At 43.5% G+C, this 23,514-nt stretch carries 19 protein-coding genes; 4 read left to right on the plus strand and 15 right to left on the minus strand.

Translation table 11 applies throughout. The annotated features are described in order from the left end of the window. Positions 1-209: 209 nt before the first annotated feature. The 7 genes from MKZ16_RS18300 to MKZ16_RS18330 all read right to left on the minus strand — a co-directional run bounded on the left by MKZ16_RS18300 (position 210) and on the right by MKZ16_RS18330 (position 8,619). Complete coding sequence (locus tag MKZ16_RS18300; RefSeq protein ID WP_036688057.1) at positions 210-659, minus strand: YlbF family regulator; 450 nt, start codon at positions 657-659, stop codon at positions 210-212. A gap of 25 nt (positions 660-684) precedes the next feature. Continuing rightward, positions 685-2,271 carry a tRNA (N6-isopentenyl adenosine(37)-C2)-methylthiotransferase MiaB gene (gene miaB / locus MKZ16_RS18305; protein ID WP_038571650.1) on the minus strand — a complete coding sequence of 529 codons (1,587 nt, stop codon included), beginning with the start codon at positions 2,269-2,271 and terminating at the stop codon, positions 685-687. A 273-nt stretch (positions 2,272-2,544) separates the two neighbouring features. Then, on the minus strand, positions 2,545-3,639 hold the full coding sequence (locus tag MKZ16_RS18310; RefSeq protein WP_038571652.1) for an NADH:flavin oxidoreductase: 1,095 nt from the start codon (positions 3,637-3,639) through the stop codon (positions 2,545-2,547). A 149-nt stretch (positions 3,640-3,788) separates the two neighbouring features. Then, positions 3,789-4,634 carry a rhamnulose-1-phosphate aldolase gene (rhaD, locus tag MKZ16_RS18315; protein ID WP_036688060.1) on the minus strand — a complete coding sequence of 282 codons (846 nt, stop codon included), beginning with the start codon at positions 4,632-4,634 and terminating at the stop codon, positions 3,789-3,791. 43 nt (positions 4,635-4,677) lie between these two features. After that, positions 4,678-5,934, minus strand: coding sequence for an L-rhamnose isomerase (gene rhaA, locus MKZ16_RS18320; RefSeq protein ID WP_036688063.1), 1,257 nt, complete (start codon positions 5,932-5,934; stop codon positions 4,678-4,680). 39 nt (positions 5,935-5,973) lie between these two features. Next, the gene (rhaB, locus tag MKZ16_RS18325) at positions 5,974-7,440 is read right to left on the minus strand and encodes a rhamnulokinase (RefSeq protein ID WP_076100060.1); all 1,467 of its coding nucleotides are present in this window, start codon (positions 7,438-7,440) and stop codon (positions 5,974-5,976) included. A gap of 27 nt (positions 7,441-7,467) precedes the next feature. After that, positions 7,468-8,619: an iron-containing alcohol dehydrogenase gene (locus MKZ16_RS18330; RefSeq protein ID WP_036688067.1), complete on the minus strand. Its 1,152-nt coding sequence runs from the start codon at positions 8,617-8,619 to the stop codon at positions 7,468-7,470. A gap of 358 nt (positions 8,620-8,977) precedes the next feature. Here MKZ16_RS18330 and MKZ16_RS18335 point away from each other — a divergent pair, with 358 nt between their 5' ends. Beyond that, a complete protein-coding gene (locus MKZ16_RS18335) occupies positions 8,978-9,733 on the plus strand; it encodes a DeoR/GlpR family DNA-binding transcription regulator (RefSeq protein ID WP_038574551.1) in 756 nt (251 codons plus the stop codon). An 85-nt stretch (positions 9,734-9,818) separates the two neighbouring features. On the opposite strand, the gene MKZ16_RS18340 is transcribed toward MKZ16_RS18335, so the two are convergent. The 4 genes from MKZ16_RS18340 to MKZ16_RS18355 form a co-directional block, all read right to left on the minus strand. Then, on the minus strand, positions 9,819-10,460 hold the full coding sequence (locus MKZ16_RS18340) for a methyltransferase (RefSeq protein WP_076103971.1): 642 nt from the start codon (positions 10,458-10,460) through the stop codon (positions 9,819-9,821). A 183-nt stretch (positions 10,461-10,643) separates the two neighbouring features. Continuing rightward, entirely contained in the window at positions 10,644-11,537 is an 894-nt protein-coding gene (gnd, locus tag MKZ16_RS18345; RefSeq protein WP_036688068.1) for a phosphogluconate dehydrogenase (NAD(+)-dependent, decarboxylating), read from the minus strand. A gap of 71 nt (positions 11,538-11,608) precedes the next feature. Continuing rightward, the gene (zwf, locus tag MKZ16_RS18350; protein WP_076103972.1) at positions 11,609-13,144 is read right to left on the minus strand and encodes a glucose-6-phosphate dehydrogenase; all 1,536 of its coding nucleotides are present in this window, start codon (positions 13,142-13,144) and stop codon (positions 11,609-11,611) included. A gap of 1,915 nt (positions 13,145-15,059) precedes the next feature. Then, entirely contained in the window at positions 15,060-15,221 is a 162-nt protein-coding gene (locus tag MKZ16_RS18355; RefSeq protein WP_155288140.1) for a hypothetical protein, read from the minus strand. A 195-nt stretch (positions 15,222-15,416) separates the two neighbouring features. On the opposite strand from MKZ16_RS18355, the gene MKZ16_RS18360 reads away from it, so the two are divergent. Continuing rightward, positions 15,417-16,304 carry a fructose bisphosphate aldolase gene (locus tag MKZ16_RS18360; protein ID WP_036688071.1) on the plus strand — a complete coding sequence of 296 codons (888 nt, stop codon included), beginning with the start codon at positions 15,417-15,419 and terminating at the stop codon, positions 16,302-16,304. A 385-nt stretch (positions 16,305-16,689) separates the two neighbouring features. Here MKZ16_RS18360 and MKZ16_RS18365 read toward each other — a convergent pair whose 3' ends face one another. The 3 genes from MKZ16_RS18365 to MKZ16_RS18375 form a co-directional block, all read right to left on the minus strand. Next, positions 16,690-17,052 (minus strand): DUF1304 domain-containing protein, encoded by a 363-nt coding sequence (locus MKZ16_RS18365; protein ID WP_036688073.1) that lies wholly within the window; start codon positions 17,050-17,052, stop codon positions 16,690-16,692. A gap of 160 nt (positions 17,053-17,212) precedes the next feature. Continuing rightward, positions 17,213-18,046, minus strand: coding sequence for a hypothetical protein (locus MKZ16_RS18370; RefSeq protein ID WP_036688074.1), 834 nt, complete (start codon positions 18,044-18,046; stop codon positions 17,213-17,215). Between the two features lie 92 nt (positions 18,047-18,138). Then, positions 18,139-19,722: a glycoside hydrolase family 43 protein gene (locus MKZ16_RS18375; RefSeq protein WP_076106480.1), complete on the minus strand. Its 1,584-nt coding sequence runs from the start codon at positions 19,720-19,722 to the stop codon at positions 18,139-18,141. Positions 19,723-19,843: 121 nt separating this feature from the next. Between MKZ16_RS18375 and MKZ16_RS18380 the strand changes: the two genes are divergently transcribed. Continuing rightward, on the plus strand, positions 19,844-20,701 hold the full coding sequence (locus MKZ16_RS18380) for an AraC family transcriptional regulator (RefSeq protein ID WP_051491556.1): 858 nt from the start codon (positions 19,844-19,846) through the stop codon (positions 20,699-20,701). A gap of 7 nt (positions 20,702-20,708) precedes the next feature. Here MKZ16_RS18380 and MKZ16_RS18385 read toward each other — a convergent pair whose 3' ends face one another. Continuing rightward, positions 20,709-22,163: a glycosyl hydrolase family 28 protein gene (locus MKZ16_RS18385; protein ID WP_076106479.1), complete on the minus strand. Its 1,455-nt coding sequence runs from the start codon at positions 22,161-22,163 to the stop codon at positions 20,709-20,711. Positions 22,164-22,375: 212 nt separating this feature from the next. Between MKZ16_RS18385 and MKZ16_RS18390 the strand changes: the two genes are divergently transcribed. Next, the gene (locus MKZ16_RS18390) at positions 22,376-23,482 is read left to right on the plus strand and encodes a glycoside hydrolase family 88 protein (protein ID WP_051491557.1); all 1,107 of its coding nucleotides are present in this window, start codon (positions 22,376-22,378) and stop codon (positions 23,480-23,482) included. The last annotated feature ends 32 nt before the right edge of the window (positions 23,483-23,514 follow it).

The raw sequence follows: 23,514 nt of genomic DNA on the forward strand, positions 1-23,514 counted from the left end.
ACTTATTCGTATCTTTAAATGTACCAAACATGTTCTTCATAAATCAACAGCTAAATTCCATTATTTTACATTATCCTACAAAAAAGACTATATGAGAAACGACCTTGTCGTTGAATTATAAGGATTATGTATATTCTTGAATCTTACTTCTACCTCTTATATTGAAATAAAGGGACGGATCTGCATCCGCCCCCTGAACTGAGTGTGGGTTATCCGCATGTGGTCGGAGGCGCTTCGGTGCCGGCTTCCACATTTATTTTTTCCGAAACGGTATCTCTAATCACGGAAATTACTAGCTGGAGCAAATAATTAATATCGCTCTGGCTTTGCTGAAATTCATTGACGACAGGAATACCGTCGATCTCATCTTGCAGCACTTCAATTTCACGTTCAATTTTGGCGACCATATCTTTATTATTGAAGCTTTCGAAGGCCACGATTTCTTTTTGTTTTTTCTTAATGGTTGCAATCAGTCCTTGCACACGCTCGTGATTAAGAATTTTTTGCTCCGCCTGCTGAAAATGGCGAACCTCTTCGCTGGTTGAGATTAATGATGCTAATTCTTTAGCTTTGCCCATAATATCCTCGCGAACGATCAGATCACGAGTATTATAAGTCTTCATTCCATATTTATTCAACCGTTGTTCTTCCGTACTCATTAGTCATCTCCCCATTCGTATGTGATTAATGAACAGCTGCGGCCTCAACCACAATATCCCCTTTAATGTACCATGTTTTGGTATCTGTAATTCTCACGTTTACAAATGTGCCGATAAGCTCCTTCGGACCTTCAAAATGGACCAGCTTGTTAGCTCGGGAACGGCCAGAAAGGACTTCGGAGTTATTCTTACTCTCCCCTTCAACCAGCACCTCTACAACTTCACCCAGCATCCGGTCATTAATGATCCGGCTGTTCTCTTTGATGAGATCATTTAATCTTTGCAGACGTTCACTCTTCACCGACATCGGTACGTTATCTTCCATCGCCGCTGCTGGTGTGCCTTCCCGTGGAGAATAAATGAACGTATATGCCATATCATACCCAACCTCACGCACAAGCGATAGGGTATCTTCAAATTGCTCATCAGTCTCCCCAGGGAAACCAACGATAATATCAGTACTTAATACAGCATTCGGCACACTTATCTTAATCTTGCGTACTAATTCCAGATAAGCTTCCCGGGTATATTTACGGCTCATTTTCTTAAGAACGGCAGTACTTCCCGATTGAACCGGCAGATGGATATGCTCCACCAAGTTGCCGCCTTTGCCTAAAACCTCAATCAATTTATCGTCAAAATCCCGCGGATGCGATGTCATAAAGCGAATGCGCGGAATATCAATCAGACGCATATCATCCATCAGGTTACCGAAAGTGTAATCAATGTCTGTAAAATCTTTACCGTAAGCATTTACGTTCTGCCCCAGCAACGTTACTTCCTTGAAGCCTTGGCGGGCAAGCTCTCTCACCTCAGCGATAACGTCCTCTGGACGACGACTGCGTTCTTTACCGCGTGTAAACGGTACGATGCAATACGTGCAGAACTTATCACAGCCATACATAATGTTCACCCAAGCGCGCATGCCTTCCCGCTTCTTCGGCAAGTTCTCAATAATGTCGCCTTCTTTAGACCATACCTCAACCACAAGCTCTTTACTAAATACCGCTTCTTTAATGAGGTGTGGCAATCTGTGAATATTATGCGTACCGAAGATCATATCCACGAAGCCATGCTTTGACATAATCCGGTTGACTACGCCTTCCTCTTGGGACATGCAACCGCATACCCCTAACAACAGACCCGGCTTCTCGATCTTCAGGTTCTTAAGATGTCCTAGCTCTCCAAATACCTTATCCTCGGCGTTCTCCCGAATCGCACAAGTATTCAGCAAAATGAGATCCGCGTCATTACGGTCAGCGACACTGCGGTAGCCCATCTGTTCCAATAGGCCCTTCATCGTTTCCGTGTCATGCTCATTCATTTGGCAGCCATAAGTCGTTATATGATAATATTTGCCCACTCCGAAATTCTGCATCTCTTCAGGAATCTCGAAATCATAATGCACTTCTATTTCTTCCTTGCCGCGCCGTTTTCCTTCTTTATAGTCAGGCTGGCTATTAATTTGCACATTTCTTCCTTTAATCCGGTAAGTAACCTTACCTTCTTCTTCACTAATTACCTTTGCATCACTAAAATCAAAATATTTCGAATAATCCTTAGAACCCTTGCCGGATTTTAAGTCCGGTGAGTTGTGGTTCCCCTTTGTCATGCTGTTTTCACGTCCTCTATTGTTCAACAATTATTTTTATACTTTGCTAATTTAAAATTATAACATAATGCTGGCCTAACATAGAAGTGCCCGATCTATTAATGATGTAAAGGAACGTTGCATATCGACAAAAAAATACCCCGCCAACGTTTGGCAGGGTCAAGTTCTATCATATTAAGGGGGGTATGCTACTATTATAAGCAGATACACTACTCTTGAAACAGTTATACAACCTCTTACCTAAAAAAATAGTCATTGTATATTCTGCTAGTTTTAGTAAAGAGTATTCGTCGCTTCAGGAGTAAATGGGATGATTTCGTCTATCGCTCCGCTTTGTACTTTGGCAGGCCAAGCTGGATCGCTAATAAGCGCTCTGCCCACTGCTACCAAATCAAACTCCTCCCGAGCGAACCTTTCAGTTAACTCATCGATATTATCCGTAGGCTTCTGAGCTTTATCTTCTGCGAAGAAATCGCTTTGCAGGCCAATAGAGCCCACTGTAATACACGGCTTCCCGGTAAACTTCTTAGTCCACCCAGCTAAATTAAGATCAGAGCCAGCAAATTCAGGTTGACTGAAGCGTCGGGTCGAGCAATGAAAAATATCTACACCCGCTTCGCTAAGCGGTGCCAGGAAACTCGCAAGTTCTTCTGAAGTCTTCGCCAGCTTCTCATCATACGCCCCCAACTTCCACTGGGAAAAGCGCAGCACGATTGGGAAGTCTGGTCCAACCGCTTGACGGCATGCTTTAATGATCTCGACAGCGAATGTTGTTCTTCCTACCAAATCGCCACCGTAACGATCGGTACGTTTATTCGTTCTATCCCAGAAGAACTGGTCTATCAGATACCCATGAGCGCCATGCAGCTCGATGCCATCAAAGCCAACGCTTTTGGCATTTGCCGCCGCTTGAGCGAAGGCTGTTACTAAGCTTTCAACCTCTTCTGTGGTCAGCGGCTCTGTCACCGGCTCACCTGCTAAATTCAGTCCCGAAGGGCCTACAGGAAGGGCTTCTACGTTAGGATACTCGCCGATTGTACGCGCCATCCCCACATGCCAAAGCTGCGGGATGATCTTGCCCCCAGCTGCGTGAACCTCTTCCACAACCTTCTTCCAGCCTTCTAAAGATGCTTCTTCATGTATATTAGGAATATCTTGGTGACTGACAGCCGCTGGATGATTTACCGCAGTACCCTCAGTAACAATTAATCCCACTCCACCCTCTGCACGTCTACGATAATAAGCGGCAACATTGCTTCCCGGCACACCATTCGGAGACTGCGCGCGTGTCATCGGCGCCATTACAAATCGGTTCGACAGCGAAAGATTCCCCACTTGAAAAGGTGAAAATAGTTGCTCTGTATTCATATGTTACCTCCAATTTATTAATTGATTACTTTAAGTAAGCTTATTATCTACCCAAAAGATGGGAAATGCAAATTTTAAGAAAAAGACAAAAAAAAACGGACCTCGCAGAATCTACGAATGCCCGGTTTTCACCAAATTATAATGACTCTCTAGACTTCAAGAATCCCCGCTTTAGGTGTAACTCCAAATGCTTTAGCTAAATCCCATAGCTGTTGGTCTGTGATCTTTTGTTTGATTTCTCTACCGCCAATCAAGTTGTAGATCGTTGCAGCCTTTTCAACCGTTTCTACTAGACCAAAGGTAGCATCCATGGTGGAGCCCGTGCCAAAAATCCCATGCTGCGGCCAGATGACTAAACGGTGATCCTTCATTTTTTTGGCAGTCTCACGGCCGATCTCACTGCTGCCCGGAACAATCCACGGAATAACGCTGACCCCATCAGGGAAAACAACAAGGCACTCTGTGCACATTTCCCATAGTGTTTTGGTAAACTTCAGTTCGTCCAGATCATGCGTGAAGGTCATCGCGATAACATTTGTAGCATGTGTATGCAGCACGATACGGTGTGTGGGATCTACTTTCAAGCGTTCAATATGACTCATAAAATGCGAAGCGAGCTCACTCGTAGGAACTGCACCATTCCGCAATCCCCACAATACTTCCACACTTTCGCCATTGCCGCTAACCCTTAACACACCCAGATTCGCTTCAGGGTCTTTAATCACATTTCTGAAATATTTGCCCGAACCTGTTACGATAAAATACTTGCCTGCTAATTCTTTTACCGGAAAGGTGAGTTTGATCGTGCGCAACGGCTCCAGTACATTAATATACTTAGCCACCTCATTCTCATCCAGCAAATAGCTGACATTCCCACCATTCAGTTCATCCCAGCCAAGCTCCCACATATGACGGGTGATCTCTGACATTTCCTGAATAAATGGAGCTTCACTGCTGGCAATATAACCTTTTGACTCTAACAAGGATGTACTCATAGTCTATTCTCTCCTTTGTATTTGCTGCTCTCCGTATCCACTTTTATCTTAAAGACAAAACGTCCTGTTCATAATTTTTGACTTCAGTAAGCCATTGCTCACGCACCGGTGTACCTTGTGATGCACAGTAGTAATCCCAGACCGCTCCAAACGGATACGATTTGAACTCTTCTACCAGAGCAAGACGTGAAGTATAATCCCCGGACTGCTCGATTTGCTTAAGTTCTTCCACGGGTTCCAGCATCGCACGCAGCAACGCCTTAATAGTGTTGCGGGTGCCAATGACCCATGCCGCGAGATGATTGATACTGCCATCAAAGAAATCCAATCCAATATTCGTACGAGGAAGTAAGTCCCCACGAACTAATTCACGGGCGATTTCCAGCAGCTCATCATCCATCGTTACCACATGGTCACTGTCCCAGCGGACAGGTCTGCTAACATGCAGCAGCAGCTGCTCACTGAACATCAGAATCGAAGATAATTTATTCGAAATCACTTCTGTAGGATGAAAATGTCCCGCATCCAGACAGATTGCTTTTCCATTTGTTAAACCATAACCCATATAGAATTCATGAGAGCCAACCACATAACTTTCAGAGCCAATTCCAAACAATTTACTTTCCAAGGCATCCATATTATAAAGCGGATCTATTTCCTGACTAAAAATCTCATCCAGCGACTCTTTTAAACGTACTCTTGGAGCTAGCCGATCTACTGGCGTATCTTTATAACCGTCTGGAATCCAAAAATTCGTCACACAAGGCTGACCCAGCTCCCGCCCAAAATGCTCAGCGATCGTACGTGAAGCTTTACAGTGTCTGATCCAGAAATCCCGAATCTCCGCGTCCGAATGACTGAGAGTGAATCCATCGGCTGCTTTCGGATGTGAGAAACAAGTAGGGTTAAAATCAAGCCCTAAGCCCTGCTCCTTCGCCCAATCCACCCAGGATTGAAAATGTCGTGGCTCTAGTTCATCCAAATCTACAGGTTCATCTGTATCTGCGTAAATAGCATGCAGGTTAACCTTATGTTTACCAGGAATAAGAGATAACGACTTTTCTAAATCTTGACGTAGTTCATCTGGTGTACCCGCCCGGCCCGGATAACTTCCCGTTACCGCAATGCCCCCGCTTAGTTCTTTTTCCTTAAAAAGAAAACCTTTTACATCATCACCCTGCCAGCAATGTATGGAAATTTTAATTTGCGCGAGTCGCTCCAGCACTTTATCCACATCAATACCGTGGGCGGCGTATAGTTTTTTGGCTTCGTTATAGCTAGTGATAATGCTCTGATCCATGCTGTTTATCCTCCTAAAATAGTGCAATGTCTGTTTCGCTTAGATAAGCTCATTCACTCTGGACAGATGAAGGCTTCTCCAGCGATTTAGAATGTTATCAAAATGCTTGATCGGCTGCGGAATGTATGATGTTATTTCAAAAGATTGTTCGATAATAGCTCTTGCCTCAGTTATGTCTGCAATGGAATCTGTGCTAATCATCTGCACTACTATATTTCCTAGAGCAGTCGCTTCCGTTGGTCCAGCCTTTACTTCCCTGCCAATAACGTCAGCTGTTAGTTGGCATAAAAGCCGGTTGTTCGCCCCGCCGCCGACAATTTGCAATCCCTCGATCCGACCTTCTGTCAGCTCCTCCAACTCTTCCAAATAAGTTAGATAGGATAACGCCAAGCTGTCAAAAACACAACGTGCTAACTGTCCAGGTGTCTCCGGAACGGGCTGCCCACTCTCCATACAGGCACTGCGGATTTCTTCTATCATGTTGGATGGATTTAGAAACCTTGGTGCATTACAAGGGATGAGGCTACGAAACCCCTCTTCTCCCTGCGCAAGCTCTGCAAGCTCCGCAAAACTATAACAATTGTTCAGTAATCTGCGAACCTCTTGAATAAGCCATAAGCCCATTACATTTTTGAGGAATCTATAAGTTCCGTAGGCTCCCCACTCATTGGTGTAGTTGGCCTGCATGGCTTGTAGAGAATTTAGAGGCTCCGTTCTTTCTACACCGAGTAAAGACCAAGTTCCACTGCTGATATAAGCTGAGCCTTCTTGAAGTGGAGCACCTAGCACTGCTGAGGCCGTATCATGGGAAGCCACACAGATCAGTTGGCATTCTGGCAGGTCATATTGTTGGATTAAAGCTTCGTCAAGAGGACCAACCACTACACCAGGCTCAGTTAATTTTGAAAATTGATCTTTCCTGATATTCAAGAATTCTAATAGGTCATCGTCAAAATCCCGGCTTTCCAGATTCAACAGCTGTGTTGTAGATGCAATAGTAACCTCATTGATCTTGCGGCCAGTCAGTCGGTAATATAGATAATCTGGTACAAGTAAAATTTGATCCGCTTGCGCTAACTCTTCTTCATTATGAACATATAACTGATTCAAGGTATTGATGGATAACTGCTGGATTCCTGTCTTTTCATAGACGGTTTGTGGTGAAAGCTGCTTTGCCACCAGATCCACAGCCAGATCCGTTCTGCGGTCCCGGTAGGCATATACTTCCTGAACACGATTCCCGTCCGCATCTACCAGCACATAATCTACACCCCATGTATCAATACCGAGCGTACAGGTAGTAATTCCATCGGTTTTAGCCTTCTGAAGCCCGATCATAATCTGCTCTACTAAATAATCAATGTCCCAGAAACAGGAACCCTCTTGTTCCGTAAAGCTATTGCTAAAGCGATGAAGCTCTTCTAAGGAAAGAATACCTTCTTGCAATATTCCGCGCACCAATCGCCCACTTGAGGCACCGATGTCAACGGCGATGTGATTATTCATAAACAATCTCCTATGATAAGGGGTGATTTATAATATTTTTTTGAACAGTGTAATAACTTCTTCTTTAGTAGGAATAAAAGGGTTCCCTGGTGCACAAGCATCCTTCATCGAATTTTCAGCCAGAAGATCAAGATCTACTTCTTCTACACCAAGCTCGGATAATTTGGCTGGAATCCCTACTTCTTTAGACAACGCCTTGATCGACTCAATTACGAAATCCGCGCATTGTTTATCCGTTTGGTTCTCTACATTAAGTCCAATCGCTTTAGCAATGGATCTGAATTTCTCAGGCACATATTTGGCATTTTCTTCTTCCACAAAAGGCAGCAGCATCGCGTTACATACGCCGTGCGGCAGATCGTATACGCCGCCCAGCTGATGCGCCATCGCATGCACATAACCAAGCCCCGCATTATTGAAAGCCAATCCGCCAAGGAATATCGCGTATACCATCTGTTCACGCGCTTCGATATCATGGCCATTCTTCACAGTACGAGCCAGGTTAGCAAAAATTAGCTCCACTGCGGCTAGTGCCGTAGCATCAGTTACCGGATAAGCTCCTGGCGTCACCAACGCTTCAATCGCATGAGTCAGTGCATCCATACCCGTGGCCGCGGTAAGTGCAGCTGGTTTATCAACCATAAGCTCAGGATCGTTGACTGAAATCGTCGCAAGGCTGTTTTTATCTACCATAACCATCTTCACTTTGCGATCTTCGTCTGTGATTACATAGTTAATGGTCACTTCAGCCGAAGTACCAGCAGTGGTATTTACGGCGACAATCGGCAGTGATTTATGCTTAGACTTGTGTACACCTTCATATTCTTTGATATGACCGCCATTTGTGGCAATGATACCAATGGCTTTGGCAGTATCCTGTGGTGATCCACCGCCGATGGAAATCAGATAATCACAATTCTGCGACTTGAGATAATCTACGCCATCGTGGACATTTTTACAGGTCGGATTGGGTTTCACTTCATCATAGATGGCATATTCAATCCCCGCTTCGTCCAATACCGCCAGCAATTTACCAGCAATGCCACTTTTCATAAGGAATTTGTCCGTAACTACAAGCGCCTTTTTTAATTTAAGCTCTTGGATGTATGGACCAATCTCCTGCAAGCATCCTTTTCCCATAATATTGATCGATGGAACATAATACACATGCGTGCTCATTGCTTAACCAGCCTCCTAAAGTTAATTTATCAACACCAAAGTTTTACACACTGCTCTGCAAGCTAGACCGTAGTATTCCGGCTGCAGCGCCTCAGGCTGGCCTCTGAATCGCAACCGGGCCGGCTCTGGTATCTTTCAAATCTAATTACCACTACAGGACTTCTTTTCTCCTTCATCGTATGCCCGTGAATCTTTGTTGTCAACATTTTAAATATTATTTATGTTGTTTTTATTTGTTTTATATCCGTTTTGTGAATATTATTGGAAAACAAACATGATTCTACGTTGATTTTATTGCAAAACACAGATATTTGGAGCTATGATTAAGGAATATACAGATTTCGGAAAGGTGATCCCTATGCTTGCAGCTGAAAGACGCAAAAAAATAATAGATCTTGTTCATCAGGATAAACGAGTATTAGTCTCTGATCTAAGCCGGATGTTTGAAGTTACAGAAGAGACGATACGCAGAGACTTGGAGAAGCTGGAGAAGGATGGCATTCTAAGCCGAACCTATGGCGGGGCCATGCTGAATCGTCACACGAACGAGGATTTGCCTTTTGTTACACGCAATGCGCTGAATACAGATATCAAACGGGGAATCGCCCTTAAGGCGCTCGATTTAATCAATGATGGAGATACGTTAATGGTGGATCCTAGCTCCACAGCCTTTGAGTTTCTAAAACTGCTTGGCAATAAAAACAATCTGACCATTATCACGAACTCGATTAATATTTTGCATGAGTTCTCGAATTCAGGGATGGATATCATCTCTACCGGAGGTTCTTTACGTTACCGATCCATGTCACTCGTGGGTCCTGTAGCACATGACACCATTCAAAGATACAATGTGGATACTGCGGTTATCAGTTGTAAAGGAATAGATATGGAGCGGGGCATCACAGATTCTAATGAACCGGAGTGCGAGCTCAAGAAATATATGCTACGTCAAGCTAACAAGGTCATACTCCTGGCCGATCACACCAAATTCGATAAGACCGCCTTTACGAAGCTGATCGAGCTTGGCCAAATCGACTTTTTGATCACAGACCGCCAGCCTTCTGAGGTTTGGTTGAAGCGCCTGAACAAAGAGAATATTGAAATTCTCTATTAATAAAGCAGAAATGTCTTCGACGCCCTATTAAAAATGCCGCTCCCCAATGAGTAATGGGTGACGGCATTTGTTGTTATGGAGATGATTATCTTTTTGTATAAACCTGAGAGATTGAGACTACGTTGACTGTTGATTTGGGATTTTCGCGTTGCACTTGCGTTGTGGTTTTTTTCCTGCAAATATATACAAGCGCTGGTGGAAAATTCAGCAGCACCCACTTCGTGTGTAGGATCTCAAAATGCTGGCTCAACTCTGTTTTCATCCGCGGAAAATATTCATAGGTTATAAACCACCCTCCTTCTTTTAAAGAAGCAATGATCTGTTCCATAAACCTATTGCGGTCTGGCTTCGAGAAATTCATCAAAGACAAACTACTCACGATACAATCCAGCTTCTCCAGACTGCTGTTATGAAGCGCAAGACGCAGCCGGAGACAATCGTTGTTGCAGAAACATCCGGGGAATTCCTCTCTTAATTGACTGCGAAAATCAGGATCTATTTCAAATAGAAGAACATTCATACCGGTCTTTTCTCCACGCGGAATAAACCTTGTGATTGCACCAGTCCCCGCACCTAACTCAGCCATAGAATGCACTTGGTTCCAAGGCACAGGATCAAGCAACGTCTGGGCCAGCCAATGTGAACTGGGAGTCACACTACCATATTGTCGGGGCGCATGCAGAAATTTATTTAGAAAATGAAGTCGCTCACGAATTCCACTTTGCATGAAATCTCCCCCTTGCTTCCTAACTTACCCTTCTACCCCTAAAATATGTAAAATGAATTAAATTCGTACTCCATCTATACTTCCCATTATCTATTCCCCTTAAAATAAAAAGCCCAAATTTCTCCGCAACATAAATTGCGGGAAATTCGAGCTTGTAAACACTCAATTCAGAGTCAGCCAATCTTATTTAGTTTCCACAGCATGTCCGCCGAATTCGTTACGCAGTGCAGCAACTACTTTGCCAGTGAATGTGTCGGTCTCAAGGGAACGGTAACGCATCAATAACGCCATTGCGATAACCGGAGTCGCCGCTTGTAAATCAAAGGCGGTTTCAAGCGTCCATCTGCCTTCACCAGACGAATGCATAATGCCCTTGATCTCATCTAGTTTAGCGTCTTTCGAGAAGGCACGTTCCACCAGTTCCATCAGCCACGAACGGATTACAGAGCCGTGATTCCACACCCGAGCTACTTCCTCAAAGTTGTAGTCAAATTCACTCTTTTCCAGAACCTCAAAACCTTCACCGATCGCAGCCATCATGCCGTATTCGATACCGTTATGCACCATTTTTAGAAAATGGCCGCTACCTGCTTTACCAGCATATAAAAAGCCGCTTTCTACAGCTGTATCACGGAAAATAGGCTCCACAACCTCCCAAGCTTCGGGATCTCCGCCAACCATGTAACAAGCGCCATTACGCGCCCCTTCCATACCACCAGAGGTACCTGCATCCATAAAGTGAATTCCGTGCTCCTTCAATTCCTCATACCGACGAATCGATTCCTTATAATGCGAGTTTCCTGCTTCAATAACGATATCACCTTTAGACAACTGTGGAGTGAGTTCAGCGATTACAGAATCAACGACCTGATGCGGAACCATGATCCAAATGATTCTTGGCGTTTCCAATTGCTGCACCAATTCAGGAAGCGTAACTGCTCCACTAGCGCCTTTAGCTTTCATTTCTTCTACAGCAGGTGCATTCAGATCAAAAGCAACAACCTCATGTCCATGATCCAGCAAATTTTGACCCAAATTAAAACCCATTTTTCCTAACCCAACTAATCCTACTTTCATGTAAATTCCCTCCGATTTATAGATTCTTATGATGTATTTTAGCTAAATTGGCAAAAAAAACAGGCAGGGGCTTAAGCCCCTGGCCGTATAGATTCCTGCGCTGCTGCAACTTCTGCTTGAGCGTCGAGAACATCTGACTCCTGATCTGCATCATCAAACCACCAGCGGTCTTCACCCAAAAGCTCCACAGCCGCATCTGGACCATAAGAACCTGAAGCATAGGTATGAAGTGGCATTAGCCCCTCTTCCATAGCTTCCTGGATTGGTGTAACCCATTGCCATGACAACTCGACTTCTTTCCAGTGAGCGAAGAAAGTGGCGTCACCACGAAGCGCATCAAAGATCAGATTTTCGTAAGCTTCTGGTACGTCTGAAGTTCCGGCTTCATAAGTAGCGAGGACAGGTTCAAGTTTCCCTTTTTGCAGCTGATCCTTCGTATTCAACTGAAGCGTAATGGCTTCATTTGGACCGATCTCGATGATGAGTAGATTTGGAACGTCATTCCCTTTATTTTTGTTATTGTTATCATTAAACGGTTCTTTAAATTCTATAACAATTCTTGTTGATTTCTCTTTCATTCTCTTGCCGGTACGGATATAGAACGGAACTTCATTCCACAATGGATCATCTATAAACAATCGCGCTGCAATAAACGTCTCATTTTGTGAGGATTGGCTAATTCCTGGTTCATCTAAGTATCCTGCAACAGATTTACCTTTAATTTCACCTTCAGCATATTGTCCGCGGACAACGTATTGATTAACCTCGTCTTTACTTAACGGAATGAGGCGCTCCATGACATATCTTTTCTTCCCGCGGATCTCTTCAGGTGTACTGCCTTTTGGAAGCTGCATCGCCATCATCATGAGCAATTGCAGCATATGGTTCTGGAACATATCACGAAGTGCCCCAGCTTTATCATAATAGCCTGCCCGTTCTTCAACGCCAACAATCTCACTCGCCGTAATTTGCACATTTGCGATATAACGATTTTTCCACAGTGCTCTAAGTACAGGATTTGAATATTTTAGAACTTCCAGATTCTGAACCATTGGTTTACCCAAGAAATGGTCAATTCGGAAAATCTCTTCTTCTGCAAATACGGCATTCAAGCTGTCATTTAACTCTCTTGCTGTTTGCAAGTCTGTACCAAAAGGCTTCTCAATAATCAGACGCTTCCAGCCCTTCGTCGATCCCAGACCACTGGAGTGAATATTGGCGGCAATTTCCTTGAAAAACTCAGGACCCACCGATAAATAGAACATCCGATTCTCCGGAATGTTAAAAAATTGCTCACGACGTTTAACGTGCTCCAGTAGCTTAAAATAATCTTCTGTATTACCTACATCTAGAACGCTATATTCAAAAGCTTCCAAGAAAACCTGCAACTGTGGAGATTCTACTGCCGGTTGTCTAGAAAATGTCTGCAAAGATTGCAGGACTTGCTTACGGAAAGCTTCGGTTGAAACTTCTCTTCTTCCTAATCCAATCACTGAGAGAGGACCTGAAATTTGACCATCTAAAAAGAGGTTATATAGTGCAGGATAGATTTTACGTTTTGCTAAATCTCCTGTAGCGCCAAAAAGCACAAATGTTGATGATTCCACTTTCATTCCTCCTGCTATTATATATTATTTATTAACTTACTTTTAATTACTAGCATACTCAGTAGAATCAATCATACGACTGATATTTTTATTCGTCAACCTCATTTCGACATTTACGAAAAGTTATTATTTTCACAAAGCTTCAAATTGGTAATTATGATTAATGTCACACCAATTATCTTATTGGATTATTCATATTAAATTACTAGGAAATAATCCGCGAGCAAGTTAACAACCCGCTCCCAGCATGGGTTTAGGTGCTCTAACTTTACACACTCTGATTTAAAATTCTTCATACAAAGCTGTTTATAACATAATCAAAATTCCCAGTCGCCTAAATGTGATCATCCTTCCACTGTGTTTCAAACTAACTTTAAGTAATTGACTGGATTGGTCTGGCGCGACTCGAAGAAGACTATGCGATTTGATTCCAAGTTTGGGAATTAAGCATAAAAAGTGACTACTTCGAGGAATATTATCAGAGAATACTTCGAAGGAATTTTCACTCAGCATTTCGGAATGACTTGGAGTCTCCCAAGAGGACAATATATTGTAAAGAGTACCTTTGGGAACGAGTTGAGGTTTGCTAGGTGAACCCTGTGAATGTCTTGAAGTTTGCTAGGTGTGCGCTTTGGGGGATCACTTTAAAGTTCGCATAGAGCGTCTTTAGTTTCTTCTTGGAGTAACATTTATGTTTGCCCGCATCTCCGACTGCTGCGAGATCGGACCTAACAGACCTTATTCGTCGATTCTCACTCGTCTGCGTTGGCTGCATGTCCACACCATGGAGGGGACGGACTCAGGTGGCCTCAAACTTCGATTCGTTCTCATCAACCGAGGCTGTATGCCCACACTAACTATGGGTTCGGACTCAGGGACATTATAAGTCGATGCTTAATCGTCTGCGGAGGCTACATGTCCTCGCCATTGATGGTTTGGACTCAGGAGACGCTATTTCGCAGATTTAGGTCATTTCGCCATACTATCGGACTCAGATGCAGCTATTCGACCAAATGTACGCCTCTTTGGAGCAAGAACTTGGCAATAAGAGCTATGCGGTCCGAAACTTCTGAAAAATGTTCCAATAACACTAAATAGCTGCAATACAGTCCGTTACGGCGTGTATTATCGTCAATAGTGGCTAGTCGGACTTAGTTGACCTCAAACGTCGATTCGCACGCGTCTGCCGAGGCTTTATCTCCACACCATGTATGGTCCGGACTCAGGAGACGCTATTTCACAGATTTTGGTCATTTCGCCATACTATCGGACTCAGATGCAGCTATTCGACCAAATGTACGCCTCTTTGGAGCAAGAACTTGCCAATAAGAGCTATGCGGTCCGAAACTTCTGAAAAATGTTCCAATAACACTAAATAGCTGCAATACAGTCCGTTACGGTGTGTATTATCGTCTATCTTGGCTAGTCCGGACTCAGATGACCTCAAACGTCGATTCGCACGCGTCTGCCGAGGCTTTATCTCCACACCTTGTATGGTCCGGACTCAGATGACGCTATACGTCGATCTTAATCGTCTGCTGAGGCTACCGTCCTCGCCATCGAAAGTCCGGACTCAGGAGACGCTATTTCGCAGATTTAGCCCATTTCGCCATGCTATCGGACCCAGATGCAGCTATTCGACCAAATGTACGCCTCTTTGGAGCAAAAACTTGGCAATAAGAGCTTTGCGGTCCGATACTCCTGAAAAATGCTCCAAAAACACCAAATAGCTGCAATACAGTCCGAACGATGATGTAGTATCGTCTATCTTGGCTAATCCGGACTCAGATGACGCTATATGTCGATTCTTAATCGTCTGCTGAGGCTACTCGTCCTCGCCATCGACGGTCCGGACTCAGGAGACGCTATTTCGCAGATTTAGGCCATGTTGCCCTGCTATCGGACTCGGATGCAGCTATTCGACCAAATCCACTCTTCTTTGGAGCAAAAACTTGGCAATAAGAGCTTTGCGGTCCGATACTTCTGAATAATGCTCCAAAAACACCAAATAGCTGCAATACAGTCCGAACGATGATGTAGTATCGTCTATCTTGGCTAATCCGGACTCAGGTGACATTACGCGTAGATACCTCGTCATCCCCATGGATCAATCAGATCCGGAAGTCCTTATATCGCAGATTCAAAAAATACTCATGACGAACTAGTTACCTGCCAAGTTTACAATGCCATTTGTTTAGAGCCGGTATATTAAGTGTTATAGTTAATGAACATAAGAATTTTCATTCAGTTCACGAAAGGAAGGAGAATTTTCATGAATATGGAGCAATGGGAACGAATTCGGACGGGACAGGGATTTATAGCTGCCTTGGATCAAAGTGGTGGCAGTACACCAAAAGCGCTGCTGCAATATGGTGTTGCAGAGGACAGTTACTCTAATGAAGATCAAATGTATGGGTTGGTTCACGAGATGAGAACGCGCATTATCAAGAGCCCTGCATTTGATTCTAAGCATATACTGGGTGCAATCTTATTTGAGAACACAATGGATCGTTCTATAGACGGTCAATATACTGCCGATTTTCTATGGGAGAAAAAAGGTATTGTGCCTTTCCTGAAAATCGATAAAGGGCTTGCCGACCCTGAGGACGGAGTACAACTAATGAAGCCTATTCCCGGCTTGAATGATCTTCTGAAGCGGGCCAACGAACGTAACATCTTCGGTACAAAAATGCGCTCGGTGATTAAAGAGGCTAACCCTGCCGGTATAAAAAAGGTGGTAGAACAGCAGTTTGAAATCGGCAAGCAGATTTTAGCAGCGGGACTCGTTCCTATTATCGAACCGGAAGTTGATATCCACACTGCTGATAAAACAGCTTCAGAGAAGCTGCTAAAAGAAGAACTATCGGCCCAATTGTCTACGCTGGGCAAAGACGTGAAGGTCATGCTTAAGCTCTCCATTCCAACGGAGAATAATTTCTACCGCGAATTAATGGATGATCCTCACGTTTTGCGAATTGTCGCTTTATCAGGCGGTTACACACAAGCAGAAGCAAACGATAAGCTCGCCCATAATCAAGGGCTGATTGCCAGCTTCTCACGTGCGTTATCGCAGGGACTAAGCGCTGGACAATCAGAAGAAGAGTTTAACGCGCTCCTCTCCAAATCTGTAGAAGCGATTTATACAGCATCTATTAAATAAGATCCTCATTTAACCAGCACATAAAAAGAGCTGTTTCCCGACAGGTGATCCCTGCTGGGAAGCAGCTCTTTTTTATGATAAGGTTTTACTTTTAAAGTCTAGAACTTTCAGATTAAACGCCATTTCGTCTACTCTTTCAGCCCACACAAGCATGCAATAGGTTTGCTAAAGTCCCCCTTTCATCTTATCTAAAGGCCGCACCTTTACCTAAAACATATTAATCTACCACTTCTTTGCTGTTTCTTTAGTACACCTATTCATAATTTCTGCATTTAAACCAGCGCATATCCTTTCCCAATAATTTCTTGATCTTACGCAAAAAAGGGCTCCACCACGCATGTATGCGAGTAGAAACCCTACTAAAGTCCATTACTTCTAAGTTATCTTAAATCGAAACCACGAGGATTAATGCAACTAAGGCTGGAAGACCTTGCATAAACAAAATAGACTTTTTCACCGTCAGTCCGCCATATAATGCCGCCACAATAACTGTTGCCAAGAAGAAGATTTCAATTTGATGGCCGAAATTTACATTCGGATGAACCAATCCCCAAATTAAACCTGCCGCCAAAAATCCATTGTATAACCCTTGATTCGCGGCCAGAGTTTTAGAAGCATCCGCAACTTCCTGTGTCATTCCAAAGACTCGAAGCCCTTTTGGCTTTGACCAAGCGAACATTTCTAAATAAACAATATAGATATGTATTAACGCAACAACACCGACCATAATATTAGCTACCCATACCATCAAAATAACCACCTTTATTTAATTTGTGTACAATTTAATTGTATCATACCAAAGTTAAAAAGTGTATACATAATCCCATAAACAATTCGAAACTAAAAAAGAATAGCCATAATCTTCAAAAAAAGACTATCGCTATTCCATACGTAATGTTTATGAAATTCTAAAATATTTTTGCAGCAATATAAACGGTCACGCTATTGTAAAAACCATAATGAGAGCCATTGCTCCAGACGAAATTGCTAGGATCTGAAATTGCTGTGTTTTGAGAAGGTTGATGTCCATGTTTCTCTGACCATAAACCTGAGCTATTTTGAAGCATGAAGTGGTAATCAACGTTATCCTCAGGAATATCGACTTTACCATTCCCATTTGAGTCGATCCACCCCACTCTAAGTGCAATACGATGTTCATCGGAATTAATCGCTGCAGTTCGGCCCGGAAGAATCCGCCAACCCGGCTTAAAATATAAAGGATTCGTATTGCCATCTTGAACCACAAGACCAGCAGTATAATACACATTAGTAAAATAGGCAGGATCTCTGACATTTGAGACCCCGTCTCCATCACCAGGGTTGATTGCCCCTGGAAATCTTAAGGCATAACCATAACAGTTAATTCCATAGCTATTTTCGGCTGTATACGGCCATGCATGACCATAAGCGGAAGATAGGGTTGCTTGCGGAGAATCAGGTTCAAAAGTAGGTGTTATTAGCTCCGGTGCCAACAATTCATTATTTATAAGGTTGTCATCTGCTGGGGGCACAAAGCTTGAAGACTCTTTGAGTTCTCCAACAGTAGTAACATTTCCTTGTGTGTCCACAATAATCGTATCGTCGCCTTTCCATTCTCCAACCCATGCCTTTTCCGGTCCAGAAGTTTGGACTTCTTTCAAATTACTCACGTCGACGTCGATGGGTGCGGCCATTGCAGCAGAGGACAGGGCCAGATTCAGCAAGAGTGTGCAGGTTAATACGACTTTATAAGTCTTTTTCAAAATCACAAACATCCCTTTCTATGTAAGATAAGTAAAAATTAACATTTTATCCTAAAATAGAATATGAAGAATGTTATGGTTTTTTTGAACACCTATAAAGCTTTATATTCAAAATAGCCAAAATAAGCCGGCTTCGCTTGCTGATCCAAATCCTGAGCACATACCCCGACATAGGAACCGGTAAAGCCGAGCTTACCGCCATATTCATCCGAAAGCGTGCCAAAATCTAAGGGAGTACAGACAGCTGTCCAATTCACCCCATCTGGAGAGGCATAAAACAACAGATCACGTCCATGAATTTCCGCCTTTAGATAATAACGATCCCAATTCTTCACAGATAGCTGCATAGAGGAAATCTCATCGTATTTGCCACCTCTACACAGCACAACGCCCAAACTAGTTCCACGGATCTCATCTGCGGTAACACGCAAATAATAGTAATCACTGTCATCATAATAGAGGACTAGTCCAGCCATTTGCAGGAAGCTATCCGGCTCGAATTCCAGACAGGTTGTAGCTGAGCATTCAAAATGTTGAATCGGCCGGGCAATTAAGCTCTGATCATGCAGTGAAGCTAACGACTCTCTACCGCGCAGACGAAGAAACCCTGGGCGTTCCTTCAAGCTAACCCAAGATTCATCAAAGGGCACACGCAAGCTTTGGTATGGAAATCCAAGAACCTCTCCATCAAAATCATCTCTGTTTGGCAGCTCCTCAAAAGTGAATATAGGCAGTTCAGGAGCCATTGTCTCCAATGCAGGCAGCTTCCCTCCGTGAGCCAATCGCAACCAGCCATCCTCTGTCCATTCACAGCGTTGAATAGCAGTTTCCCGGCCTAACGGATTCATCGTTGACGTTCCCGGAATCGGACGTGTGCATAAATGTGCCATGTACCAGTCCCCATTCTGAGTCTCTACGAGCGATCCATGACCTGCTTGCTGAAACGGGTAGGTCAGATCATGCGCCGTGGTCATAATCGGGAAATCCGGATCAGTCTCATAAGGACCTGTGAGGCTTCGGCTTCTAGCTAAGGTAACCATATGGTTGATGCCGGTGCCCCCTTCAGCTGTCAGTAAGTAATAGTACCCATCCTTCTGGTACAATTGCGGACCTTCGGTCACTCCGATAGGTGTCCCTTTATAAATTTCATGGATAGGTCCCGTTAATTTGCCAGTCTCCGGGTCATATTCCTGCATAATGATGCCAGAGAAGTTATTGTGATTTTTACGGAAATCCCAACGCATATTAAGCAGCCATTTGGTCCCGTCCAGATCATGGAACAAAAATGGATCAAACCCGCTGCCATTAAGTCTAACCGGCTCACTCCACGGACCCATGATATCAGTCGCTGTAATTAAATAGTTATGCAGATCTTTATATACACTTTTGCGAGATTTCACATCTGTAAATAGCAGATAGAACACGCCTTGATCATAAGAAAGCGCTGGTGCCCAAATGGAACCAGAACTTACGTTACCACGCAGATCTACTTGTGAGGCTTCTGTCAGAACACGTGAAATGGAATGCCAATGGACTAGATCCTTGGAATGATGGATTTCTACACCTGGAAACCATTCAAAAGTAGATGTTGCGATATAATAATCATCCCCTACTCTAATAAAAGACGGATCTGGATGAAAACCTGCCAACACCGGATTAACAATTTTTCGCGTCATAATGTTACCCTCCACTACCGGATTTTTCATAGTTTAACGTATTTATTGTATCGCTTTCATAATAATTAAAGTTATAATGGGATATAAGAAAATGTTTATATTTTGTCATCTTGGAGGGCCTATGAAGCAGCTGTTCGAACCTGTTGTTTTTGAAGAACACAAGACCTTGATTTGGGATTATAAAATATATACCGACGACTATTACAAAGGTTATTATCACTGGCATCAATGCTGCGAAGTCATGTTCGTGTATGGCGGACAGGGAAACGTTGTTGTGAATCAGCAGATGTACGATATTCGCAGGGGAATGTTATTCTTTTTCCAGCCCTATCAGCTGCACCGGATCTATTCTGAGGTTTCTCCCGAGTGTCCTTTTGAACGAACCATCTTCTACATTGATCCACATGTTGCTGAGCACCTGCTGGAGGGTTTTGCGAAAAGAAAGGCTTTATTCACAGCGCTTTGGCAAGGAAAAAATACACATTGTGCCTTTGATCTTAAGGACCACGTTGAGTCTGTGGAGTGGATTCTGGAGCATTATAATCACAATAAAAAAGTCAGTCTGACTGAGGATACCGAAGACATTTCACTGTTAATTCTTCAATTATTGAGCAGTATAGGAACTGAAGATCAGCATGTATTCCAATCAGGAGAACGGCGAACTTTGCGCTATTCTGAGAAAATCATGAGTTTTATCGAAGAGCATTATCATGAGGAGGTTAATCTGGATCAGTTGGCTGAGGAGATTCACTTGTCCAAATCCTATATCTCCAGAATCTTTCATCAGGAAACCGGAGGAAGGCTTGTTGATTATCTGACTGCCCGCCGGATCAAACAGGCCTGCCGCTTGTTAGGAACGACAGACCTGCCTGTGGAGCAAATCGGAATCACTGTTGGTTTTCCAAATGCCTCTTATTTCAATCAACTGTTCAAAAGAGTCCTAGGGACGACTCCATTAAAATATAGAAAAAGTAATTAGATCTAATCTACACAACCGTATTTTTTTCAGTAACGAAGAGTATATTTTTAGCAAAATGATTAATATCCATCAGCTCTGGGCGGGGGGCGTCCATCAGTTCACCATTGATCCTTAAATTGACAAAGGTCACATTTTCAACAGCTCTCTCTTCGTCATATCCATAAATTCGTGATGGGTTCGCCCTCCCGCTATAGCTGATGTCTCGAAATGTAATGTCCCGGATGCTTGTCCCCGGCTCTGGATTGTAGTCCTTATTATAGACCACTCGCACATCAATTAGCTGCCCCTGCTCAATACGTTCCACACGTATATTTTCATATAGAACATTACACACCTTATTTCGATCCCCGGCATTAATCGCCAGTGCCCCCCAATAATTCTCTTGCGGTTCGTGATGATTCAAGATATCAATATTCGCAAAAACAATAGACTCAATTACGTCACCATTCCGTTCATGGTCACCATGAGTGCCAATCATCAATGGATGAGCAACATCCGCCCACAGAATAGAATCATGAACGCTAATATTGCGGGTATCCCCATAAAAATCCCATCTTGAGCCATAGATAGCAATACAATCATCAGAATTACGCATAAAAACATCCCGGATTCTAATCTCAGAACTAGACATGATATCAATGCCATCAGACCAACCGCGAGTGCTAAACGATTTGAAATTATCAATCACAATCTGCTCAGACTGCCCGATGAAAATGCTATAATGTGGCGGATCAATCACGGTAATACCTTCCACATTTATAGATCGTGAAAAAACAATTCGTATCCCTCGAAAGGCCGAGAATCGATGAAAATCCGCAAGATAAATTACACCGCGACCACGAATGGATACATCATGAACTCCCTCGCATACCAAGGAACCTACAAGCACAGAACCTCCGGCAAGATACACCGTGGTTTCCGAAGGGACCGGCAATACTGTTTCTTCTATATAATGTGTGCCCGGAGCGAAATAAAGCACCTTCCTCTTTTCACGAGGATCAGCAGCGGCATTTTCCAGCAGACGTAAAAGATCAGGTTTCCGGTGTATACCCGGTTGGACTACTAGGACATTAGCATCCTCTGGTTGAGGGGCATCCTTCTCCTTAGGGTTAGCAAATAAATGCAGATTCCGAAAAATATCACCGTTGATCTCAATCGATAACTTTTGCGGACCCGTTAGCTTAAACAAAATGGTATTTCCATGATGTTCGTAAGTGACCTCTCGCGAAGCCGGAGCAATGTTCACACAATCAATCTCCGTATAAAGACAGGTGACTTCAACTTCTACTGTACCTTCCAGATCAAAATAAGCCATGGATGCAGGACGTACCTCATGCATATCTACCTTAACCTCGTAAATAAACAAGCTATGCCATTCTCCTTCAGGCTGCCGTACTCTGACCTTATAATCCTCACGTCCCGGGAAATCTTTATGTGCTTTATATACTTGTAAATCATCCACTTTACCATCCTCCTGTTCATTTAGATTGTATCGCTTCTAACACCGATAAAGTTTTATTGTGTTATGCAGAAATGTTTGTATTTTGTCAGTTATAGATTAAAAGCCTGTTACAACATGACAATAATCAAACATTTCCTTATATCAAAACACAACTTTCCTGAACTTTAGAAAGCTATACTCATAACATCCTAAATACACTGGAGGCAGTAACAATGACAAACCCTTATTGGCAAGAGATCATGGGTAGACTCGATACAAAAGTAGAACGTATGATAGAGCAGATCGGTGATAAGTGCCCGCATTTCGCCGGAAAAGATGGCAAATTTGATGATATCGGTTCAGACTGGTGGACTACAGGGTTCTGGCCTGGACTCCTCTGGATCATGCATGATATGACCGGAAAAGACCTTTACAAGGAGGCCGCTTGGCATTGGGACGGTACCTTGGAGGAATGGTTTATTAAACCAACGGTTGAGATGCATCACGATGTGGGATTCCAATTCCTACCGACAGCTGTAATCAAACATACAATTACAGGTGACGAAGATGCCCTGCGCAGAGGAATTGAAGCGGCGAATTTCCTCGCTGCCCGCTATAATCCTGTAGGCAAATTCATCCGCGCATGGAATGAAGATAAATACGGCTGGGTAATTATCGACTGTATGTTAAATATCTCCCTGCTGTTCTGGGCCAGCAAAGTGACAGGTGATCCCCGCTATAAGCATATTGCAATTAACCACGCCGAGACGACGATGCAATATGGCATACGTGAGGATGGATCCACCAAACATATTATTTCTTTTGATGCAGAGACAGGTGCTTATATTGAGAATTTTGGCGGTCAAGGCTACTCGGCTGAATCCTCTTGGAGCCGTGGAACGGCTTGGGGACTGTACGGCTTCATCAATACTTATCGCCACACTGGAGATGAACGTTTCCTGAACACTGCTAAACGGATCGCACATTATTTCATCTCTGCTTTACCCGAGGATCAAGTCCCTTTTTGGGATTTCCGCCTAGAGGATGACACACGGATGTTCCGAGATAGCTCCGCAGCCTCTATAGCCGCTTCAGGATTATTAGAGCTTGCAGATATCGTACCATTAGGCGAAAAAAGTCTATATGCAAATGCAGCGGAGCGAATTCTGCGCTCACTGACTGAAAATTACGCAACCTGGGAGCAGCCGGAGCATGAAGCGATTTTATTGCACGGAACTGGCAGTGGCGATTCCTTCATTGATGTATCCCTGATCTATGGAGACTACTATTATATTGAGGCTATCGCTAAATTAAATGGCTGGAAGCATCGAATCTTCTAATTGTAGATAGTTATTCAAACAACAAAAAGACA

It is taken from the genome of Paenibacillus sp. FSL R5-0928 (assembly GCF_037970385.1).
Lineage (GTDB): Bacteria > Bacillota > Bacilli > Paenibacillales > Paenibacillaceae > Paenibacillus_AQ > Paenibacillus_AQ odorifer.